The following is a 17,192-nucleotide window of genomic DNA, read 5'->3' as shown; positions in this document are numbered from 1 at the left end:
TCAGCCGGCGTCGAGCAGCGCGCGGCGGACCGTGGAGAGCAACTGCCCCAACCCGAAGCCGGCCAGCAGCACCCACACCGCTGTCGCCATGGTGATGGTGCCGGCGGCCAGATCCGGCTCGATCAGCCCGGCCAGCCCGGCGACCAGCAACCCGGCAAGCGCGACCGACACCCGGGTGGGTCGTTCGCCGACGGTCACGGCGCCGATCTCGCGCATTCCGGCGGAGACCGCGCGGGCACGGACGTACTCGTGCAGCCACGACAGCGCGCCGCCCGCGACGACAAGCGCGCCCGGGGCGCCGACCAGCCAGAACGCCAGTAGCCAGGCCACCTCACCGAGCCGGTCGGCGACCGAGTCGTAGACGTAGCCGAGCCGGGTGGTGCGGCCGGTGGCGACCGCCACCGCACCGTCGACGCTGTCGGCCACCGCGGCGAGCAGCACGAACAGCGCGCCGAGGAACGGCCCGTCCCCCGGCCGGGTCGCCAGCAACGGTACGCAGAAGCAGAGCAGCACCCCGGCCACGGTGACCGCGGTGGGGCCGACCCGCAGCCGGCCCAGCACATATCCGACGTGGTAGGAGAACCGCAGCCAGGCGCGGACCACCGGCGCGGCGACCCGGGGGTCGAAACCGCCGTGCAGCCGCGCCCATGCCGTGGCGTACTGGTCCCAGTTCAGCTGTGTGCCCACCACTGATCAACCATCGTGCCCGGCATCAGGTGTCGCGGACGCCGTGTTCACATCCGCGCGCCGACCTTGAGGTTCTGCCAGACCTCGCGGGTCGCGGTGGACCTGTTGAGGGTGATGAAGTGGATGCCCGGCACGCCCTCGTCCAGCAGACGACGGCACATCTCGCTGGCCTGCTCGATGCCGAGTTGGCGGACCGCCTCCGGATCGTCGGCGACCCGCTCGAAGCGGGCCGCAAGCGTCGTCGGGAAGGGTGCCCCGGACAGCTGCACGGACCGTTCGATGGTGCGGATCTGGGTCACCGGCATCACCCCGGCCAGGATCGGGGTGTCGCAGCCGGCAGCGGCCACCCGGTCGCGTAGCCGCAGGTAGTCGTCGGCGTCGAAGAACATCTGCGTGATCGCGAACGCGGCGCCGGCCCGGCACTTGCGGACGAAGTGCGCGGTGTCGCTTGCCACGTCGACCGAGCGGGGATGCTTGTACGGGAAGGCCGCCACGCCCACGCTGAAGTCGCCGGAGTCTCGTACCAGACGCACCAGGTCCTCGGCGTAGTCGACGCCCTCGGGATGCCGGACCCACTCGCCGCCCGGGTTGCCGGGCGGGTCACCGCGCACCGCCAGCACGTTGCGCACCCCCACCCCGGCGAGCCGGCCGATCACGTGCCGCAACTCGGCCACGGAGTGGTCGACGGCGGTCAGGTGGGCCATCGGCAGCAGTGTGGTCTCGGTGGCGATCCGCTCGGTCACCGCGACTGTCGTGTCCCGGGTCGAGCCGCCCGCCCCGTAGGTGATCGACACGAACGACGGGCGCAGCGACTCCAACTCGCGGATCGCCTGCCAGAGCAGCAGCTCGCCCGCCTCGGTCTTGGGCGGGAAGAACTCGAACGAGAAGGTCGGCTGACGGTCACGGATGAGCTCCCCGATCGCCGGCTGGGGATTGGGGAGTACCGAGGGAAGACCGAGCGCCACGTCCCCGACTCTAGCGGGCGGGGCCAGCGGCACCCAGGTCCTTCCCACCGCCTCCCACAGTTCGGCGGGCGCGTGCCGGTCCGGCGGGGGAAGCCGTCGTACCCCCGGGGTAGGAATGGGTGGCGCGGGAGGGGCGGCGGGGGCGGCCCGGGATCCGGCGCGGGGGTCGCACAGCCGAGGGTGGCATTTGTCTCGTCCCGTGGGCGGGTGGGTGCCGCCGCGCCGACACCCCGCCGGGAGGCCCGATGACCTCGCCCACACCACAGCGCCCCACCCCGCTCGGGCCGCTCCTGGCCCGGTGCCGGCTGGTCCGGGGTTGGAGCCAGCAGCGCACCGCCGCCGAGTTGTGCGCCGCCGCCGGCGTGCCGACTCTGAGCCGGCACGAGGTGTCCCGGTGGGAACGGCAACGACGCATACCGGGAGGATTCTGGCTCGGCTGGCTCGCCGTCGTGCTGGACGTGCCGCTTGTGGTGCTCGCCGAGGCCGCCGCGAGCGCCCGCCGAGCCGGTCCGACGCGGGCCGCCGGGCCGGGCCGGGCCGGCACCGCGGGCACACGGCCGGGCGGGCGTGCCCGGTCCACGCCAACCGGACCACGTGGCGGTACAACGCGGGCCGTGGCGACCCGCTAGCGTCGTGGCGTGACCCACGCTGCTCCCGTGTCTCCCGTCGACCGCGCCGACCTTCGACAGCGGGTCGACAAGGCCCTCACCGAATTCCTGGCCGGCCAGCGGGCGCGGCTGACCCGGGTGGACCCGGCCCTCATCCCGGTGGCGGAGGCCATCGAGGCGTTCGTGCTCGGCGGCGGCAAGCGCCTGCGGCCGGCCTTCGCGTACTGGGGGTTCCGGGGCGCCGGCGGGGTGGACGCCGACCAGGTCCTCACCGCCCTTGCCGCCCTGGAGTTCGTGCAGGCCAGCGCCCTGATCCACGACGACCTGATGGACCGCTCCGACACCCGCCGCGGTGAGCCTGCGGTGCACCGGCGGTTCGCCACCCAGCACCGGGCGGCCGGCTGGGGCGGTGACCCGGACGGGTTCGGCGACTCGGCGGCGATCCTGCTCGGTGACCTCTGCCTGGTGTGGTCCGACGAGCTGTTGCACTCCGCCGGTCTGGATCTGCGGGCGGTGGCCCGTGCCCGGCCGGTCTTCGACGAGATGCGCACGGAGGTCACCGTCGGGCAGTACCTCGACGTGCTGACCCAGGCCACCGGCGACACGTCCGTGGAACGGGCCAGTCAGGTCGCCCGGTACAAGTCGGCGAAGTACACGGTCGAACGGCCGCTGCTGCTCGGCGCCGCGCTGGCCGACGCGGGCGACGACGTACGGACGGCCTACTCGGCGTACGGGCTGCCGTTGGGCGAGGCGTTCCAGCTGCGCGACGACGTGCTGGGGGTCTTCGGCGACCCGGCGCAGACCGGCAAGCCGGCCGGGGACGACCTGCGTGAGGGCAAGCGCACCTACCTGGTGGCGGCTGCCCTGGAGGCCAGCGACGACGCGGGCCGGGAGCTGCTGCTGAGCCGGCTCGGTGACCCGGCACTCGACGAGCAGGGCGTGACCCAGCTCCGCGAGCTGATCACCGCGAGCGGGGCACTGGCCCGCACCGAGCAGCGGATCGTCACACTCACCGACACCGCGCTGGCGGCTCTCGCCGCCGTGGACCTGGACACCGAGGCCCGCCAAACCCTTGTCGACCTGGCCATAGCCGCCACCCGCCGCACCGACTGAACCGGCCCGGCCCGGCCCGGCTCCGCCCGGCCCGCCTCGCGGATTGATCATGAAGTTAGCGACGCCCGCACCGGCGTGTCGTGCCGCTAACTTCATGATCGACGCAGCGAACCCCGGCGCGCGGGCGGAAGCGCCGTGCAGTTAGAAGCCGAGGGCTTGGGCTCGGCGTTTGACCTCGCGGGCCTGGTCGCCGGAGAGGGCGGCGGCCGGGGTGGCGCCGGGCAGGGTGTCGTCGGGCTCGTAGAGCCAGCGCAGCGCCGCCTCGTCGTCGTAGCCGTTGTCGGAGAGCAGGTTGAGCACGCCGGGCAGGTGCTTGCGCACCACGTCGTTGGCCACCAGCTCCGCCGGCACCCGGCGGATGCCGTCGCGGCGGACCGCCAGCAGCTCCCGGTCGCGGATCATCTGGTGCACCTTGCTGATCGACACGTCGAGGCGCTCGGCGACGTCGGGCAGGGTGAGCCAGCCGGCCGGGTCGGTGGGGCCAGCGAGCTCGGGGCCGGGCACGGCCTCATCGGGTACGGGTTCGGTCACCCGATCACCCTGCCACGCCGCCGCCGCGGCCAGCCACCGGCACCCCGAACGGCCCGTCCGCGCCCGCCCTCGAACCCGAGGTGAGCAGCGGATCAGGGCCGGCCCGAGTGCCCCGACCTCGGCGGGACGGCCCACGTGCGACCCCGGCCTGTAGCATCCTGTTCAACCTTCGCCCCCTGGACACATAGACTCCCTGCCGATGGACACACAGGTCGCCGACACGTTGCTGGGCTCGCTTATCGACGGGCGCTACCGCATTCGCGGTCGCGTGGCCCGTGGCGGCATGGCGACCGTGTACACCGCAACCGACGAACGCCTTGAGCGCACCGTCGCAGTCAAGATCATTCACCCCACCCAGGCGTCCGAGGCGCGGACCCGGATCGCCAACTTCGTGGCCCGGTTCACCGACGAGGCGAAGACCATCGCCCGGCTGACCCACCCGAACGTGGTGGCGGTCTACGACCAGGGCACCCACGCCGGCCTGCCATACCTGGTGATGGAGTACGTCCGCGGTCGCACGCTGCGCGACGTGCTGGCCGAGCGGCGCCGACTCAATCCGGACGAGGCCCTGGCCATCGTCGAGCAGATGCTCGCCGCGATCGCCGCCGCGCACCGGGCCGGCCTGGTGCATCGCGACGTCAAGCCGGAGAACGTGCTTGTCGCCGAGGCACCCACCGGCGGCGTCGCCAACCTGGTGGACAGCGTCGTCAAGGTGGCCGACTTCGGGCTGGCCCGCGCCGTCGAGGCGAGCGCCGACGAGGAGCAGGGCAACCAGTTGATGGCCACCGTGGCGTACGTCGCCCCGGAGCTGGTCACCGAGGGTCGGGCCGACCCGCGCACCGACGTCTACTCCGCCGGGATCGTGCTGTTCGAGATGCTCACCGGCCGGGTGCCCTACGACGGGGACCGTCCGGTGGACGTCGCCTGGCAGCACGTCGACAGGGACGTACCGGCGCCCTCGACGCTTGTGCCCGGCCTGCCGTCGGTCCTCGACGGCCTGGTTCAGCGGGCCACCCGGCGCGATCCCGACGCCCGGCCCGCCGACGCCGGCGCCCTGCTGGCGGAGGTGCAGATCGCCCGGGACCAGTTGGGCGACCTCAACAGCAGCACCGCCGTGATCCACCGGGTGGCCGACGAGTCGCCGGTTTCCCAGCCGACGATGATGGTCGCCACGGTCCGCCCTGCCGAGCGCCCGACCTGGGCCCGCCTGCCCGAGGGCGGTGGCCAGGGGCCGGGTCGGCGCCGGGCCGCCCCGGAGCCGTCCGAGGGCCTGGGTGCCCGACTCGCAACGCTGCGCAGCACGGTGATGGGCAATCCGCGGGGCCGGCTGGCCGTCGCGGCCGTGGTGGTGACGCTGGGTCTGGTGGCCGCGATCGGCGGCTGGTGGTTCGGCTCCGGCCGCTACACGACCGCGCCGCAGCTGGTGAGCCTGACCAAGGCCGACGCGCAGGTGCAGGCCGAGCGCGCGGGCCTGACCCTGGCGTACGGGGAGCCGCGCTTCGACGAGCAGGCCCCGAAGGACAGCGTGCTGGAACAGACCCCCGCGTCGACCACCAAGATCGTCAAGGGTGGCGTGATCACCCTGACCCTCTCCCTCGGCCCGGAGCGCTTCCCGGTGCCGGACGTGATCGGCAAGGAGTTCGAGCTGGCCGAGGCGGACCTGGTAAACGCGAAGCTGGTGGTGGTCAGGGGCACCTCCCGCTACGACGACACCCTGCCCGCCGGCATCGTCCTGGACAGCAACCCGAAGGTGGGTGCCGAGGTCAAGCCGGGCACGAAGATCACCCTCGTGCTGAGCCGTGGCCGGGCACCGGTGTCGGTGCCGAACCTGGTCGGCAAGAGCCTGACCGAGGCCCGTGCCACACTTGCCGGGCTCGGCCTGGTGCCGGTGGAGACCCCCAAGGATTCCGACAAGCCCAAGGACGAGATCCTCGGCCAGAGCCCGGCCGACGGCACCGGTGTGGAGAAGGGCGCCCAGGTCAAGCTGGATGTCAGCAAGGGGCCGCCGCTTGTCGTCGTGCCCCGGGTGGTCGACCTGCCCTGCCAGCAGGCCAAGCAGGTGTTGGAGAGCCAGGGCTTCCCCGTGGCGGTCCAGTTCAACCCGAACGCCACGGTGCGCTTCCAGAACCCGGGCGAGAATTCGCAGGTGCCGCCGGGCACCCAGGTCACCATCGGGTGTCTCTGAGATGCCGGTGACCCGTTCCCGCCCGGTCGGCGCGCACACCCCCACCTCCGGTGGGCTCGCCAAGGCCGCGCTTCCGTACCTCGACGCGACAGGTGCCGAGGTGGTGCAGGTCTACGTCTCCAACTCGCGGGGCTGGGCGTTGCCCCCGGGGGATCCGGCGCAGGACGCGCTGTTCCGCGACGGCTGCGCCGAGCGGGGCATTCCGGCGTTCATCCACGCCTCGCTGCTTGTCAACCTGGGCTCCCCTACTCCGGGCACTGTCGAGAAGTCGGCGCAGACGCTGGCGCACGCGCTGCGTCGGGGCGTGGCGATCGGCGCTCGGGCGGTGGTGTTCCACGCCGGCAGTTCGGTGGACGAGGGGTACGCCGAGACGGCGATGCGGCAGGTCCGCGAGGAACTGCTGCCCCTGCTCGACTGGGCTGCCGAGGCCGGCGGGCCGATGCTGCTGGTGGAGCCGAGCGCGGGCGGTGGGCGGTCGCTCGCCTCGCGGGTGGAGCACCTCGGGCCCTACCTGGACGCGGTGGACCGGCACCCCATGCTCGGGGTCTGCTTCGACACCTGCCACGCCTGGGCCGCCGGGCACGACCTGGCCGCCGAGGGTGGCATGACGGCGACCCTGGACACGCTTGTGGCCACTGTGGGAGCGGACCGGCTGCGGTTGGTGCACGCCAACGACTCGAAGGATCTGTGCGGCTCCACCCGGGACCGGCACGAGAACATCGGCAAGGGCACCATCGGCGAGCCCGCCTTCGCCGAACTGATGGCCCACCCGGCCACCGCCGGCGTACCGATGGTCGTGGAAACCCCCAGCGAAAAGCAGCTCGGCCACGCCGCCGACATAGCAACCCTCACCCGCCTCCACCCCTGACGCCCCTCCCCCAAGCTGTTGATCAAGAGGTTTGCGTCATCCGGAGGCCGGAATCTGACGCAAACCTCTTGATCACCCGGGGAAGTGGGGGCGGCGGGGTGGGTTAGGTGGACAGGGCTCGGGTCAGGACTGTTGCCGCGCGGTCGATGTTCTCGTCGTCGAGGCCCAGGTGGGTCACCAGGCGGGCCGTCCGGGGGCCGAGCACCGAGATCAGTACGCCTTCGGCGCGAGCGGCGGCGGCCAGAGCGCGGGCGTCCAGCGCGTGCTTGGTCAGGTCCAGCGGGACGATGTTGGTGCGGACCGCGGCGGCGAGCACCCCGAACGGCGCGACCGCCTCGGCGAGCCGGGCCGCCCTGGCGTGGTCCTCCGACAGCCGGTCGACGTGGTGCGCGAGCGCGTACCGACCGGCGGCGGCGAGGATTCCGGCCTGACGCACGCCGCCGCCCATCCGCTTGCGGATCAGACGAGCCCGTTCGATCTTCTCGGCACTACCCACCACGAGCGAACCGACAGGCGCGCCGAGGCCCTTCGACAGGCAGACGGACATCGTGTCGAAGAGCCGGCCGTACTCGATAAGCGGCACCCCGTCGGCGACGTGCGCGTGCCAGATCCGGGCGCCGTCGCAGTGCAGCGCCACCGCCTCGGCGTCCGCCACACCGCGCAGCTCACGCAGGGTCGCCAGGGGGATCACACCGCCGCCGCCCCGGTTGTGGGTCTGCTCCACGGCGATCGCCCGGGTGGGAACGGCGAAGTAGCCGTCCGGGCGGATCATCCCCGCGACCGTCTCCGGGTCGATGTCCGCGCCGACCGCCGGCCAGGTCCGCGAGGAGATGCCACCGTACGCGGCAGCGGCCCCGATCTCGTACGTGACGACGTGCGCGTCGGCGTCGCAGAGCAGCTCGTCACCGGGCGACACCAGCAGTTGCAGGGCGATCTGGTTGGCCATCGACCCGCTCGGGGCGAACAGCGCCGCCTCGTGCCCGAACAGCGCGGCGACCTCGGCCTCCAGCGCGTTGACCGTCGGGTCCTCGCCGTAGACGTCGTCACCGACCTCGGCGGTGGCCATCGCCTCCCGCATGCCGGCGGTCGGCCGGGTCACCGTGTCGGAGCGAAGGTCCACGAACATGTCAGCCACTGTCATCCTTTCGGCGTGCCGGTTGCGGGTCTCGCAACCTCAGCCCCGCAGCATCTCCGCCACGAGGAAGGCCAGCTCCAGCGACTGCTGGGTGTTGAGTCGCGGGTCGCAGGCGGTCTCGTACCGATCGGGCAGGTCGAGGTCCTCGATGCCCTGGGCGCCGCCGAGGCACTCGGTGACGTCCTCACCTGTCAATTCGACGTGCAGGCCACCGGGGTGGGTTTCCAGCCCTCGGTGCACCTCGAAGTAGCCGAGCACCTCGTCGACGATGCGGTCGAAGTGCCGGGTCTTGTAGCCGTTTGACGACTCGTGGGTGTTGCCGTGCATCGGGTCGCACTGCCACACCACCTTGGCGCCGGAGGCGGTGACCTTGGCAACGATCGGCGGCAGGGCGTCGCGCACCCGGTGGTTGCCCATCCGGCTGATCAGGGTGAGCCGGCCGGGGATGTTGTCCGGGTTGAGCTTCTCGCACAGCTCGATCGCCTCGTCCGGAGAGGTGGTCGGGCCGAGCTTGACGCCGATCGGGTTGGCGATCCGGGAGATGAAGTCGATGTGCGCGCCGGTGATCTGCCGGGTGCGCTCGCCGATCCACAGGAAGTGCCCGGAGAGCCCGTACGCCCGGCTGTCGGAGACCCGGGTGAGCGCCCGGTCGTACTCCAGGGCGAGGGCCTCGTGGGAGCAGTAGAGGGTGACGGTCCGCAGCGCCTCGTCGTCGGTCATCCCGCAGGCCCGGATGAAGGCCAGCGCGCGGTCGATCTCCCGGGCGATCGCCTCGTAGCGCTCCCCCGCCGGGGAGTTCTTGACGAAGCCCTTGTTCCAGTCGTGCACCGCGTGCAGGTCGGCGAGGCCACCGGCGAGGTACGCCCGCAGCATGTTCATCGCCGCCGCCGAATTGGCGTACGCCCGGATCATGCGCTGCGGGTCGGCGACCCGGGCGGCCGGGTCGGCCTCCAGCGAGTTGATCATGTCGCCGCGGTAGGCGGGCAGGCCGCGGGCGTCGGTCGGCAGCGAGCGGGGCTTTGTGTACTGGCCGGCGACCCGGGCGACCTTCACCACCGGCAGCGACGCGCCGTAGGTGAGCACGATCGCCATCTGGAGCAGGGTGCGGGCGTTGGCCAGCAGGTGGCTCTCGGTGTTGTCGACGAACGTCTCGGCGCAGTCGCCCCCCTGGAGCAGGAACGCCTTGCCCTCGCAGACCAGGGCCAGCTTCTGCCGGAGCTGGTCCACCTCGTAGGGCGCGACGACCGACGGCACGGTGTCGAGGACCTTGCAGACCGCGGCGACGGCGGCCGGATCGGACCACGGCGGGACCTGCTCGCGGGGAAGCTCCCGCCATCGGTCCAGGCCAAGGGCGGCGTCCTCGGCGGAGTCGACGGTCGGACGACTGGTCTGCAGACCCGGGTTACCAAACCCGGGATGGCTCAGCTGATGCCACTCATGGCGCATGACGAAAGCGTACGGCGACCCCCGGTGCGGCCGAGCGCCGAGGGGGACGGTTCCGCACGTTGGGAGGTCGATCCGGGCGCCCGCGAATCAGGACGCGGGGGACGGAACGGCGCCCTTCGGCGTTGCGCCGGCGGCCGGCGCGACGCCAGGCGCCTCTTCGGCGATGCACCAGTCGCCACCGTCACGGGTGACGGTGAACACCAACTGCCGATTGATCTTGCGCTTGCCCGCGGTGACCGAAACCGACACGCTTACCTCCTGGCCACGCGGCCCGGACCGGATGTCGGTGATGGTCGCCTCGGGCACCTTGAAGTGGTCGGCGAAGTCGCCGTTGGGGCCGGTGGCGGCGACGTCGAAGGTGTCGTGCAGCAGCGCACAGAGCTGACTCCGGCCGGCGGCGACGTCCTTGGCGGACATCGCGTCGAGGTACGCCTGCACGCGCTCGCGGGACCGCGTGGCGGCCTCCTCGGCGGGGGCCCGCTCAGGCTTGGCCGCCTCGTCCTCGGCGGCACCGCCGATCCCGCAGCCGGCCAGGGCGGCCGGGAGCAGGACGAGCCCGGCGGCGCTCGCCGCCAGCCTGCGGTGGGTCGGGCGCATGACCACCTCCGTCGACGGGGATCGAGACGTGCCGAGCCGCGAGTCTGCCACATCCGGGCGGAACCGCCCAAGGCCGGCGGCCCGGCCGACGCTTTGCGTCGACCGGGCCGCTTCGTCACGGGCGGGGAGGGACGGTGCGGTCCCTCCCCGCCGTGTGGGGTGGTACGTCGGCCCTCGGCTCAGCCGAGACCGCCCTTGATGGCGCCGATGAGCTCACCGTTGCTGGTGTCGCCGGAGAGTTCCCAGAAGAACGCGCCACCGAGGCCCTGGTTGTTCGCGTACGTCATCTTGCCGTTGATCGTCGACGGGGTGTCGTAGCTCCACCAGTTGCTGCCGCACTTGGCGTAGGCGGTGCCACCGACCGTTCCTGTGGTCGGGCAGGTGTTCTTGAGGACCTTGTAGTCCTCGATGCCTGCCTCGTAGGTGCCCGGCGCCGCGCCCGTGGCGCTGCCGCCCGGTGCGGCCTGGGTGACGCCCGTCCAGCCCCGGCCGTAGAAGCCGACGCCGAGCAGCAGCTTGTTGGCCGGGATGCCCTTGCTCTTGAGCTTCTGGATCGCCGCGTCGGAGTTGAAGCCCTGCTGCGGGATGCCGGTGTACGAGGTGAGCGGCGAGTGCGGGGCGGTCGGGCCCTGGGCGTTGAACGCGCCGAAGTAGTCGTAGGTCATCGGCATCAGCCAGTTGAGGTTGCCGATGGCCCCGGCGTAGTCGGTGGCGTCGATCTTGCCGCCGTTGCTGCCGTCCGCGGTGATGGCGGCGGTGACCAGGGCGTTGGAGCCGAACCTCGACCGCAGCGCGCTGATCACGTTCTTGAACGCGTTCGGGCCGCTGCTGTCACAGCTCAGACCGCAGGCGTTCGGGTACTCCCAGTCGACGTCGATGCCGTCGAAGACGTCCGCCCAGCGCGGGTCCTCGACCAGGTTGTAGCAGCTCTCGGCAAAGGCGGCCGGGTTCTGCGCGGCCTGCGTGAAGCCGCCGGACCAGGTCCAGCCGCCGAAGGACCAGATCACCTTGAGGTGCGGGTTCATCTGCTTGAGCTTGCGCAGCTGGTTGAAGCTGCCGCGCAGCGGCTGGTCCCACGTGTCGGCGACACCGTCGACGCTGTCCGCCGCCGTGTACGCCTTCTCATAGTCGGCGTAGCTGTCACCGATCGAGCAGCGACCACCTGTGGTGTTGCCGAAGGCGTACAGGATGTGGGTCAGCTTGGCGGCCGAGCCGCTGGTCTGGATGTTCTTGACGTGGTAGTTGCGGGCGTAGACGCCCCACTCGGCGAAGTAGCCGACTACCTTCTTGCCACCCGGCGGCGGGGTGGTCGGCGGTGGCGTGGTGGGCGGCGGGGTCGTGGGCGGCGCCGTGGTGGGCGGGGCGGTGGTCGGCGGTGCCGTGGTGGGCGGGGTGGTCGGGGTGCCGCCACCACACGGAGCACCGTTTATGGTGCAGTTCAGCGGCGCCTTGTAGGCACCGGTGCCGTTGTAGCCCCAGTTGAACGAGGCGCCGGGGGCGAGCGCGCCGGCCCAGCTCTTCTTGACCGCGACGTAGTGGTTGCCGCTGCTTGTCACGTCGGCGTCCCAGGCGCTGCTGATTGTGGTGCCCGACGGCAGGTCGAACTCGATGCGCCAGGTGCTGACCGAGGCGCTCGACCCGTTGGTGACGGTCACCCTCGCTTCGTGACCGGTCCCCCAGTCCTGCACCTTGGTGAACGTGGTGGTGACCGTGCCGGCGCCGAACGCGGTGGTCACCGGCACCGCTGCGACGGTCACGGCGACCACGGCACCGGCCCAGAGGGCCCGGCGGAGCGATCTTTTCATGAGGCGTCTCCCGAACTGTTAGGAAACTTTCCAAAAGAGATTGCTGAGACCGTACTCAGGTGGTCATCACTTCGTCAAGATGTGCATGTTTCGATTTCCTTTGGTGCGTGGACTGCACTCGCCCGACCGTCACCGGATGCCCGACGGCCCGCGCGTAGCCTCGGGTCCATGACCGTCTTCGACATTCCGATCGACGCCCTCAACGGCGGCCCCGCCAACCTCGCCCAGTACCAGGGCCGCGCGCTGCTGGTGGTCAACGTCGCCTCCCGCTGCGGCCTCACCCCGCAGTACGCCGGGCTCCAGGCCCTCGCCGACTCCTACGCCGAGCGCGGCCTGACCGTGCTCGGCGTGCCGTGCAACCAGTTCGCCGGGCAGGAGCCGGGCACCGCCGCCGAGATCAGCGACTTCTGCCAGGTCAACTACGGGGTCACCTTCCCGCTGACCGAGAAGGTCGACGTCAACGGATCGGACCGGCACCCGCTCTACGCCGCGCTTGTCGACACCCCGGACGCCGAGGGGCACACCGGGGACGTCCGCTGGAACTTCGAGAAGTTCCTGGTGGCCCCGGACGGCACGGTAGCCGCCCGGTTCGCCCCGACGGTCGAACCCGACGCGGACGAGCTGCGCGCCGCCATCGACAAGGTGCTCCCCGCCGGGGCATAACCCCTCCCGACCGCGTCGGCGCTCCGTCGTCGACCGGCCCGGACGTGCCGCTCGTCACCGACGAGTGGCACGTCCCCGGCGAGCCGATCTCCGACAAGTGTGAGCAGTACGTTGTGCTGAACCGGGTCACGGCGCAGCCATGCGTCAGTACTGGCGGCGAAGGTCGCGAGATCTTCGGCGAGGCAACGCATTCCGAGAGCGTGCGGGGCCGGCCGTCGCCACGGTCGGAATGTGTCACGGGCAGACAGAGTTGGGAAACAACATGACAACTGTGGGACTAATCGGCAGTGGCAACATCGGCGGCACCGTGGCCCGGCTGGCGGTGGCTGCCGGCTACGACGTCGTGTTGAGCAACTCGCGAGGGCCCGAGACGCTCACCGCTCTGGTCGACGAGTTGGGCTCGCACGCGAGCGCCGGCACGGCACAGGACGCGGCGCAGGCCGGTGATCTGGTGGTGGTCAGTGTGCCGCTGAAGGCCTACCGGGCGGTGCCCGTGGAGCCGCTGACCGGCAAGGTCGTCATCGACACCAACAACTACTACCCGCAGCGTGACGGCAACATGCCGGAGTTGGACGCCGGCGAGGTCACCAGCAGCGAGTTGCTTCAGCAGCACCTGCCCTTGGCTCGGGTGGTAAAGGTCTTCAACAACATCTTCTTCAAGCACCTGGGCTCGCTGGCCCGGCCGGCCGGCGCGGCCGACCGCAGCGCCCTCGCCATCGCCGGTGACGACGCCACCGCGAAGGCCGATGTCACCGCCTTCCTGGACCGGATCGGCTACGACACAGTGGACGCCGGGTCGCTGGCCGAGGGGTGGCGCTACCAGCCGGACACCCCGGCCTACGGCGCGCTCTACTCCGCCGACCCGACCGACTGGGAGCACTCGGCGCCGGCCGGTGCCGACAAGCTTCAGGCCCTGCTGGCCGCCGCCACCCGCTGAGCAGCACCGCCGCCCTTCGTGCGATCGCCTACCGGGTGGTCGCGCGGAGGGCGGCGGCCAACTCCTCGTCGTAGCTGGCGATCGGCTGGCCGTCCGAGGCGTACGCGACGAGCCGCCCCTGGTTCATGTTCGCCGACCGGAACGAGAACGTGCGCGTTCCCGGGTACGCGTCGAGCAGCGGGATGGCCCGAGGTGCCCCGCCCGGGGCCGAGTAGTACTCCAAGCGGCTCACCTGCGGGGCGACCACGCCGTTGACCCGTACCTTCGTCTTCTCGGCGCGGGTGCCGAAGGTGACCAGCGCGTCGGTGCGGTAGGCGGCGCACTCGACCGGGCCACGGCAGACGAAGAAGTATCGCGGGTTCACCACGTCGTCGAGGGTGTACGCCTTGAAGGTCGGGTCCGCTCCGGCGGGCAGCGGCTGGACGGCGAAGAACGCGACCGCCACCGCGGCCGTGATGCCCACCCGCCACCAGGCTCGGCCGGCGGCGGGTCGCCGGGTCGTCCGGGAGGCGGCCACCGCGACGCCCCCGAAGCCGGCCAGGCACAGCATGCACACCCCGAGAGCGCGGGCGTTCTCGAAGAGAAACTGCACGCCCGGCCGCATCGACACCGGGCTGAGGACCGCGCCCAACGAGACGACCATCGTGCCGAGCAGCGCCGCGCCGGCCACCCGCCGGGTCACCCCGGACGCGCCGATCAGCAGCATCGCGGCGAGCACCGGCCACACCTGGTGGTGTGTCCAGGACACCGGGGACGCGGCCACAGTGGCGCAGCCGACGAGCACCGCGCCGTGCGCCTGTCGGCCCTGCGCCGTCAACTGCCGGGCGCGCAGCAGCGCCGCCGCGCAGATCAGCGCCACCAGGGCGGCCCAGAGCAGGGGCAGCGTCGACTCGTCGACGCCGACGCGCAGCAGCATCCCGTGCAGTGACTGGTTGCCCAGCGAGGCCAGGTTGCCGATCCGGGAGGTCTGCCGCACGGCCTCGGTCCAGTACGTCCAACTCTCGCCCGGCAGCACGATCGCGGCCAGCCCGGCGCAGGCCACGAACGTCGCCGCGGCACGACAGGCGTCGCGGTAGCGGCCCGTGGCGAGGAAATACACGACGAACAGCAGCGGTGTCAGCTTGATCGCCGCAGCGACCCCGACAAGCACCCCGCGCAGCCGGGGCGGAACGACGCCCATGCCGTCGAGCAGGGCCATCAGCACGATGAAGATGCTGACCTGACCGAAGCGCAGGTTGCTCTGCACCGGCGCGGAGAGCATCAGCACGGTGGCCGCCACCGCCACGACGAGCGGGCGCCGGGACTGGCAGGTGGTCAACGCGACGCCGACCGACCCGGCGATGGCGACGACCGCCGCGCAGGTCGCCACCAGCCAGATCCCCTGGAGTACGCCCTCGCTGACGGCGGTGATCGGCCCCAGCACGAGCGCGGCGAACGGCGGATAGGTGAATGGGCCGCCGTTTTCCGCCACGTACCCGTACAGCGGTCGACCGGCGTGCAGGTCGGACAGCGCGCCGTAGTAGATGTGCAGGTCGGAGAGGCGATCCGGGCGGCGCAGCACGAGCACACAGGACACCAGCGCGACGACCGCGAAGGCCGCCCACACCAGTGCCACCCGGCGATCCCGCATCGACCGATGGTAATCGAGCACAAGGCCGCCAGCAGCCCCGTGCCCGCCCGGCTCAGGCGCACACGCCGAGCGGTAGCGGCGAGAACGTGGGGCGCACAACTTGCGCCGGAGTCCCGTTCACGGGACTCTGTTTCCCTGGGTTGCTGCCCGCTCACCGAAAGTGCCCCCCGGAGGCCACATGCACACGCTCCGCACCGTGCCCCGCCGACTGCTTGCCGGCTTGGGCGCGCTCCTGCTCGGCACCACCCTCGCCGCCGCGGGCACGCCGACGCCGGCCAGCGCCGACACCGTCGGCTACGTCCGGCTCGCCCACCTCTCCCCCGACACCCCGGCGGTGGACGTCTACCTGATCGCTCCCGAGCCCGCGAAACCGCAGGTCTTCCCCGGGGTCGACTATGGCGTGGTCTCCGACTACCTGGAGCTGGCGCCCGGCCGCTACGCGGTGGCGATGCGCGAGGCCGGCACCCCCGCCAACGAGCCCCCGGTGCTCACCACCGAGGTCGCGGTGAGCAGCGGCGAGGCGTACACGGTGGCAGGTGTGGGCCGCCACGCCGACCTGGGGCTGCGGGTGCTCAACGACGATCTCAGCGCGCCCACCCAGGGCCGGGCCAAGGTCCGCGTCGTGCAGGCGTCGGTGCGAACCCCCGTGCTCGACGTGGCCGCCGACGGCCCGATGATCGCCAACGGCGTGCAGTTCGCCACCACCACCGACTACCAGCAGGTCGAGCCGGGCGCCTGGCGGCTGCGACTGACCGGCGTCGGCGGGCCGAGCACCGACGCCGAGGTGCAGCTCACCGGAGGCGCGGTCTACTCGCTGCTGGTGCTCGACGGCAAGCAGGGCGGTCTCACCGCCAAGCTGCGCCGCGACGCCGAGGGCGGCACCGTCATACCCGCCGGTGGAGTCGACACCGGCGCGGGCGGCACCGCGAGGGCCGGCTTCGGCGCGTACCCCCTGGTGGCCGGCGGGTTTGCCGCGGCGGCCGTCGCGGCGAGCCTGCTGCTGTGGCGCCGGCGGCGCACCACCTGGTGAGCGCCGGGTCCGCCCCCGCGATCCGACGGCACCGCGACCGTCGGCCGCCGCGGGCCGCGCTCGTCGCGGCCGGCGCGGTGATCTGCCTGGCCGCCGGGGTCGGCCTCGCCGCCGGCAGCGGGGTAGGGCGGGCCGGCACCGGCCCGCCGCCGGCCGCGAGCTGGCACCCCGGCTGCTCCGACGCCTGCCCGTCGGCGGCCGCCACGCCCGCGACCCATGAACCACCCACGCGGGTACGCGTGCCGCGCATCGGCGTCGACTCGCCGCTCACGGTGCTGGGCCTGGACCCCGCCGGAGCGCTGGTGCCGCCGGCCGACTTCGACACGGCCGGCTGGTACGGCGGCGGTCCGGCCCCCGGCGACACCGGTCCCGCCGTGCTCGCCGGGCATCTGGACTCGCGGCGCGGCCCGGCGGTCTTCGCCCGGCTCGACGAGCTGCGACCCGGCGACCGGGTGCAGGTGTGGCGGGGCGGGCAGTGGCTGTCGTTCCAGGTCACCGGGTCGCTGCGGACCCGCAAGGACGGGTTCCCCACCGCTCTGGTCTACGGACCGACGCCCGGCGCGGAGCTGCGCCTGGTCACCTGCGGCGGCGACTTCGACCGGCGGCGCGGGCACTACGTCGACAATGTGGTGGTGTTCGCGGTCAGCGTGGCCACCGAACCGGCCCCGCACTAGGCCCCGCCGGCCCCGCACTAGGCCCCCTGTTCGCACGGCCTGCGCCCCCACGCCCGCTGTGGCTTGATCGACTCGGTTTCACGGAAAGCGCGGTGTCCACGTCATCCGGATACCCCGGATTCCAGGAACCCGAGTCGATCACGCGGGCGACGCGGCGCACGAAGCGGGCGACGCGGCGTCAGACCGGGCAGCACGGCGCAAGGGCGTCGCGCAGGCGGCGCAAGGGCGTCGCGCAGGCGGCGCAAGGGCGTCGCGCAGGCGGCGCAAGGGCGTCGCGCAGGCGGCGCAAGGGCGTCGCGCAGGCGGCGCGGCGGGGCG

The 17,192-nt window shown here is 72.3% G+C and carries 16 protein-coding genes; 8 read left to right on the top strand and 8 right to left on the bottom strand.

Going from position 1 to position 17,192, the window contains the following annotated elements:
• The gene (locus ACFY2Q_RS10215) at nucleotides 1-690 is read right to left on the bottom strand and encodes a CDP-alcohol phosphatidyltransferase family protein (RefSeq protein ID WP_387128927.1); all 690 of its coding nucleotides are present in this window, start codon (nucleotides 688-690) and stop codon (nucleotides 1-3) included.
• A gap of 44 nt (nucleotides 691-734) precedes the next feature.
• A complete protein-coding gene (metF, locus tag ACFY2Q_RS10210; protein ID WP_387128926.1) occupies nucleotides 735-1,652 on the bottom strand; it encodes a methylenetetrahydrofolate reductase [NAD(P)H] in 918 nt (305 codons plus the stop codon).
• 245 nt (nucleotides 1,653-1,897) lie between these two features.
• Between metF and ACFY2Q_RS10205 the strand changes: the two genes are divergently transcribed.
• Nucleotides 1,898-2,281: a helix-turn-helix domain-containing protein gene (locus ACFY2Q_RS10205; RefSeq protein WP_387128924.1), complete on the top strand. Its 384-nt coding sequence runs from the start codon at nucleotides 1,898-1,900 to the stop codon at nucleotides 2,279-2,281.
• Nucleotides 2,282-2,290: 9 nt separating this feature from the next.
• On the top strand, nucleotides 2,291-3,373 hold the full coding sequence (locus ACFY2Q_RS10200; RefSeq protein WP_387128922.1) for a polyprenyl synthetase family protein: 1,083 nt from the start codon (nucleotides 2,291-2,293) through the stop codon (nucleotides 3,371-3,373).
• 141 nt (nucleotides 3,374-3,514) lie between these two features.
• On the opposite strand, the gene ACFY2Q_RS10195 is transcribed toward ACFY2Q_RS10200, so the two are convergent.
• Entirely contained in the window at nucleotides 3,515-3,904 is a 390-nt protein-coding gene (locus tag ACFY2Q_RS10195; RefSeq protein ID WP_357010922.1) for an Rv2175c family DNA-binding protein, read from the bottom strand.
• 199 nt (nucleotides 3,905-4,103) lie between these two features.
• Here ACFY2Q_RS10195 and pknB point away from each other — a divergent pair, with 199 nt between their 5' ends.
• Both pknB and ACFY2Q_RS10185 read left to right on the top strand, forming a co-directional pair.
• Complete coding sequence (pknB, locus tag ACFY2Q_RS10190; protein ID WP_387128920.1) at nucleotides 4,104-6,089, top strand: Stk1 family PASTA domain-containing Ser/Thr kinase; 1,986 nt, start codon at nucleotides 4,104-4,106, stop codon at nucleotides 6,087-6,089.
• Between the two features lie 7 nt (nucleotides 6,090-6,096).
• Complete coding sequence (locus tag ACFY2Q_RS10185; protein ID WP_387128918.1) at nucleotides 6,097-6,957, top strand: deoxyribonuclease IV; 861 nt, start codon at nucleotides 6,097-6,099, stop codon at nucleotides 6,955-6,957.
• Nucleotides 6,958-7,060: 103 nt separating this feature from the next.
• Here the strand turns inward: ACFY2Q_RS10185 and ACFY2Q_RS10180 are convergent, their stop codons facing one another.
• The 4 genes from ACFY2Q_RS10180 to ACFY2Q_RS10165 form a co-directional block, all read right to left on the bottom strand.
• Nucleotides 7,061-8,092 carry a threonine aldolase family protein gene (locus ACFY2Q_RS10180; protein ID WP_387128917.1) on the bottom strand — a complete coding sequence of 344 codons (1,032 nt, stop codon included), beginning with the start codon at nucleotides 8,090-8,092 and terminating at the stop codon, nucleotides 7,061-7,063.
• Between the two features lie 39 nt (nucleotides 8,093-8,131).
• Entirely contained in the window at nucleotides 8,132-9,538 is a 1,407-nt protein-coding gene (locus tag ACFY2Q_RS10175) for a class II 3-deoxy-7-phosphoheptulonate synthase (protein ID WP_387128916.1), read from the bottom strand.
• Between the two features lie 87 nt (nucleotides 9,539-9,625).
• Nucleotides 9,626-10,135: a hypothetical protein gene (locus ACFY2Q_RS10170; protein ID WP_387128914.1), complete on the bottom strand. Its 510-nt coding sequence runs from the start codon at nucleotides 10,133-10,135 to the stop codon at nucleotides 9,626-9,628.
• Nucleotides 10,136-10,314: 179 nt separating this feature from the next.
• Complete coding sequence (locus tag ACFY2Q_RS10165) at nucleotides 10,315-11,940, bottom strand: glycosyl hydrolase family 18 protein (protein WP_387128912.1); 1,626 nt, start codon at nucleotides 11,938-11,940, stop codon at nucleotides 10,315-10,317.
• 168 nt (nucleotides 11,941-12,108) lie between these two features.
• Here ACFY2Q_RS10165 and ACFY2Q_RS10160 point away from each other — a divergent pair, with 168 nt between their 5' ends.
• Together ACFY2Q_RS10160 and ACFY2Q_RS10155 are read left to right on the top strand one after the other, a co-directional pair.
• Nucleotides 12,109-12,603, top strand: a complete 495-nt coding sequence (locus tag ACFY2Q_RS10160) for a glutathione peroxidase (protein ID WP_387128911.1) — start codon at nucleotides 12,109-12,111, stop codon at nucleotides 12,601-12,603.
• Between the two features lie 262 nt (nucleotides 12,604-12,865).
• Complete coding sequence (locus ACFY2Q_RS10155; RefSeq protein ID WP_387128909.1) at nucleotides 12,866-13,540, top strand: NADPH-dependent F420 reductase; 675 nt, start codon at nucleotides 12,866-12,868, stop codon at nucleotides 13,538-13,540.
• Between the two features lie 28 nt (nucleotides 13,541-13,568).
• On the opposite strand, the gene ACFY2Q_RS10150 is transcribed toward ACFY2Q_RS10155, so the two are convergent.
• On the bottom strand, nucleotides 13,569-15,170 hold the full coding sequence (locus ACFY2Q_RS10150) for a glycosyltransferase 87 family protein (protein ID WP_387128907.1): 1,602 nt from the start codon (nucleotides 15,168-15,170) through the stop codon (nucleotides 13,569-13,571).
• A gap of 178 nt (nucleotides 15,171-15,348) precedes the next feature.
• Here ACFY2Q_RS10150 and ACFY2Q_RS10145 point away from each other — a divergent pair, with 178 nt between their 5' ends.
• Together ACFY2Q_RS10145 and ACFY2Q_RS10140 are read left to right on the top strand one after the other, a co-directional pair.
• The gene (locus ACFY2Q_RS10145) at nucleotides 15,349-16,200 is read left to right on the top strand and encodes a DUF4397 domain-containing protein (RefSeq protein ID WP_387128905.1); all 852 of its coding nucleotides are present in this window, start codon (nucleotides 15,349-15,351) and stop codon (nucleotides 16,198-16,200) included.
• Nucleotides 16,173-16,874, top strand: coding sequence for a class F sortase (locus tag ACFY2Q_RS10140; RefSeq protein WP_387128903.1), 702 nt, complete (start codon nucleotides 16,173-16,175; stop codon nucleotides 16,872-16,874). The genes ACFY2Q_RS10145 and ACFY2Q_RS10140 overlap by 28 nt, the downstream gene beginning before the upstream one ends.
• Nucleotides 16,875-17,192 lie beyond the last annotated feature (318 nt).

Source organism: Micromonospora sp. NPDC000316, from assembly GCF_042898885.1.
Lineage (GTDB): Bacteria > Actinomycetota > Actinomycetes > Mycobacteriales > Micromonosporaceae > Micromonospora.
The sequence above is the reverse complement of the archived record's forward strand: the minus strand, read 5'-3'. Positions and strand labels throughout refer to the sequence as shown.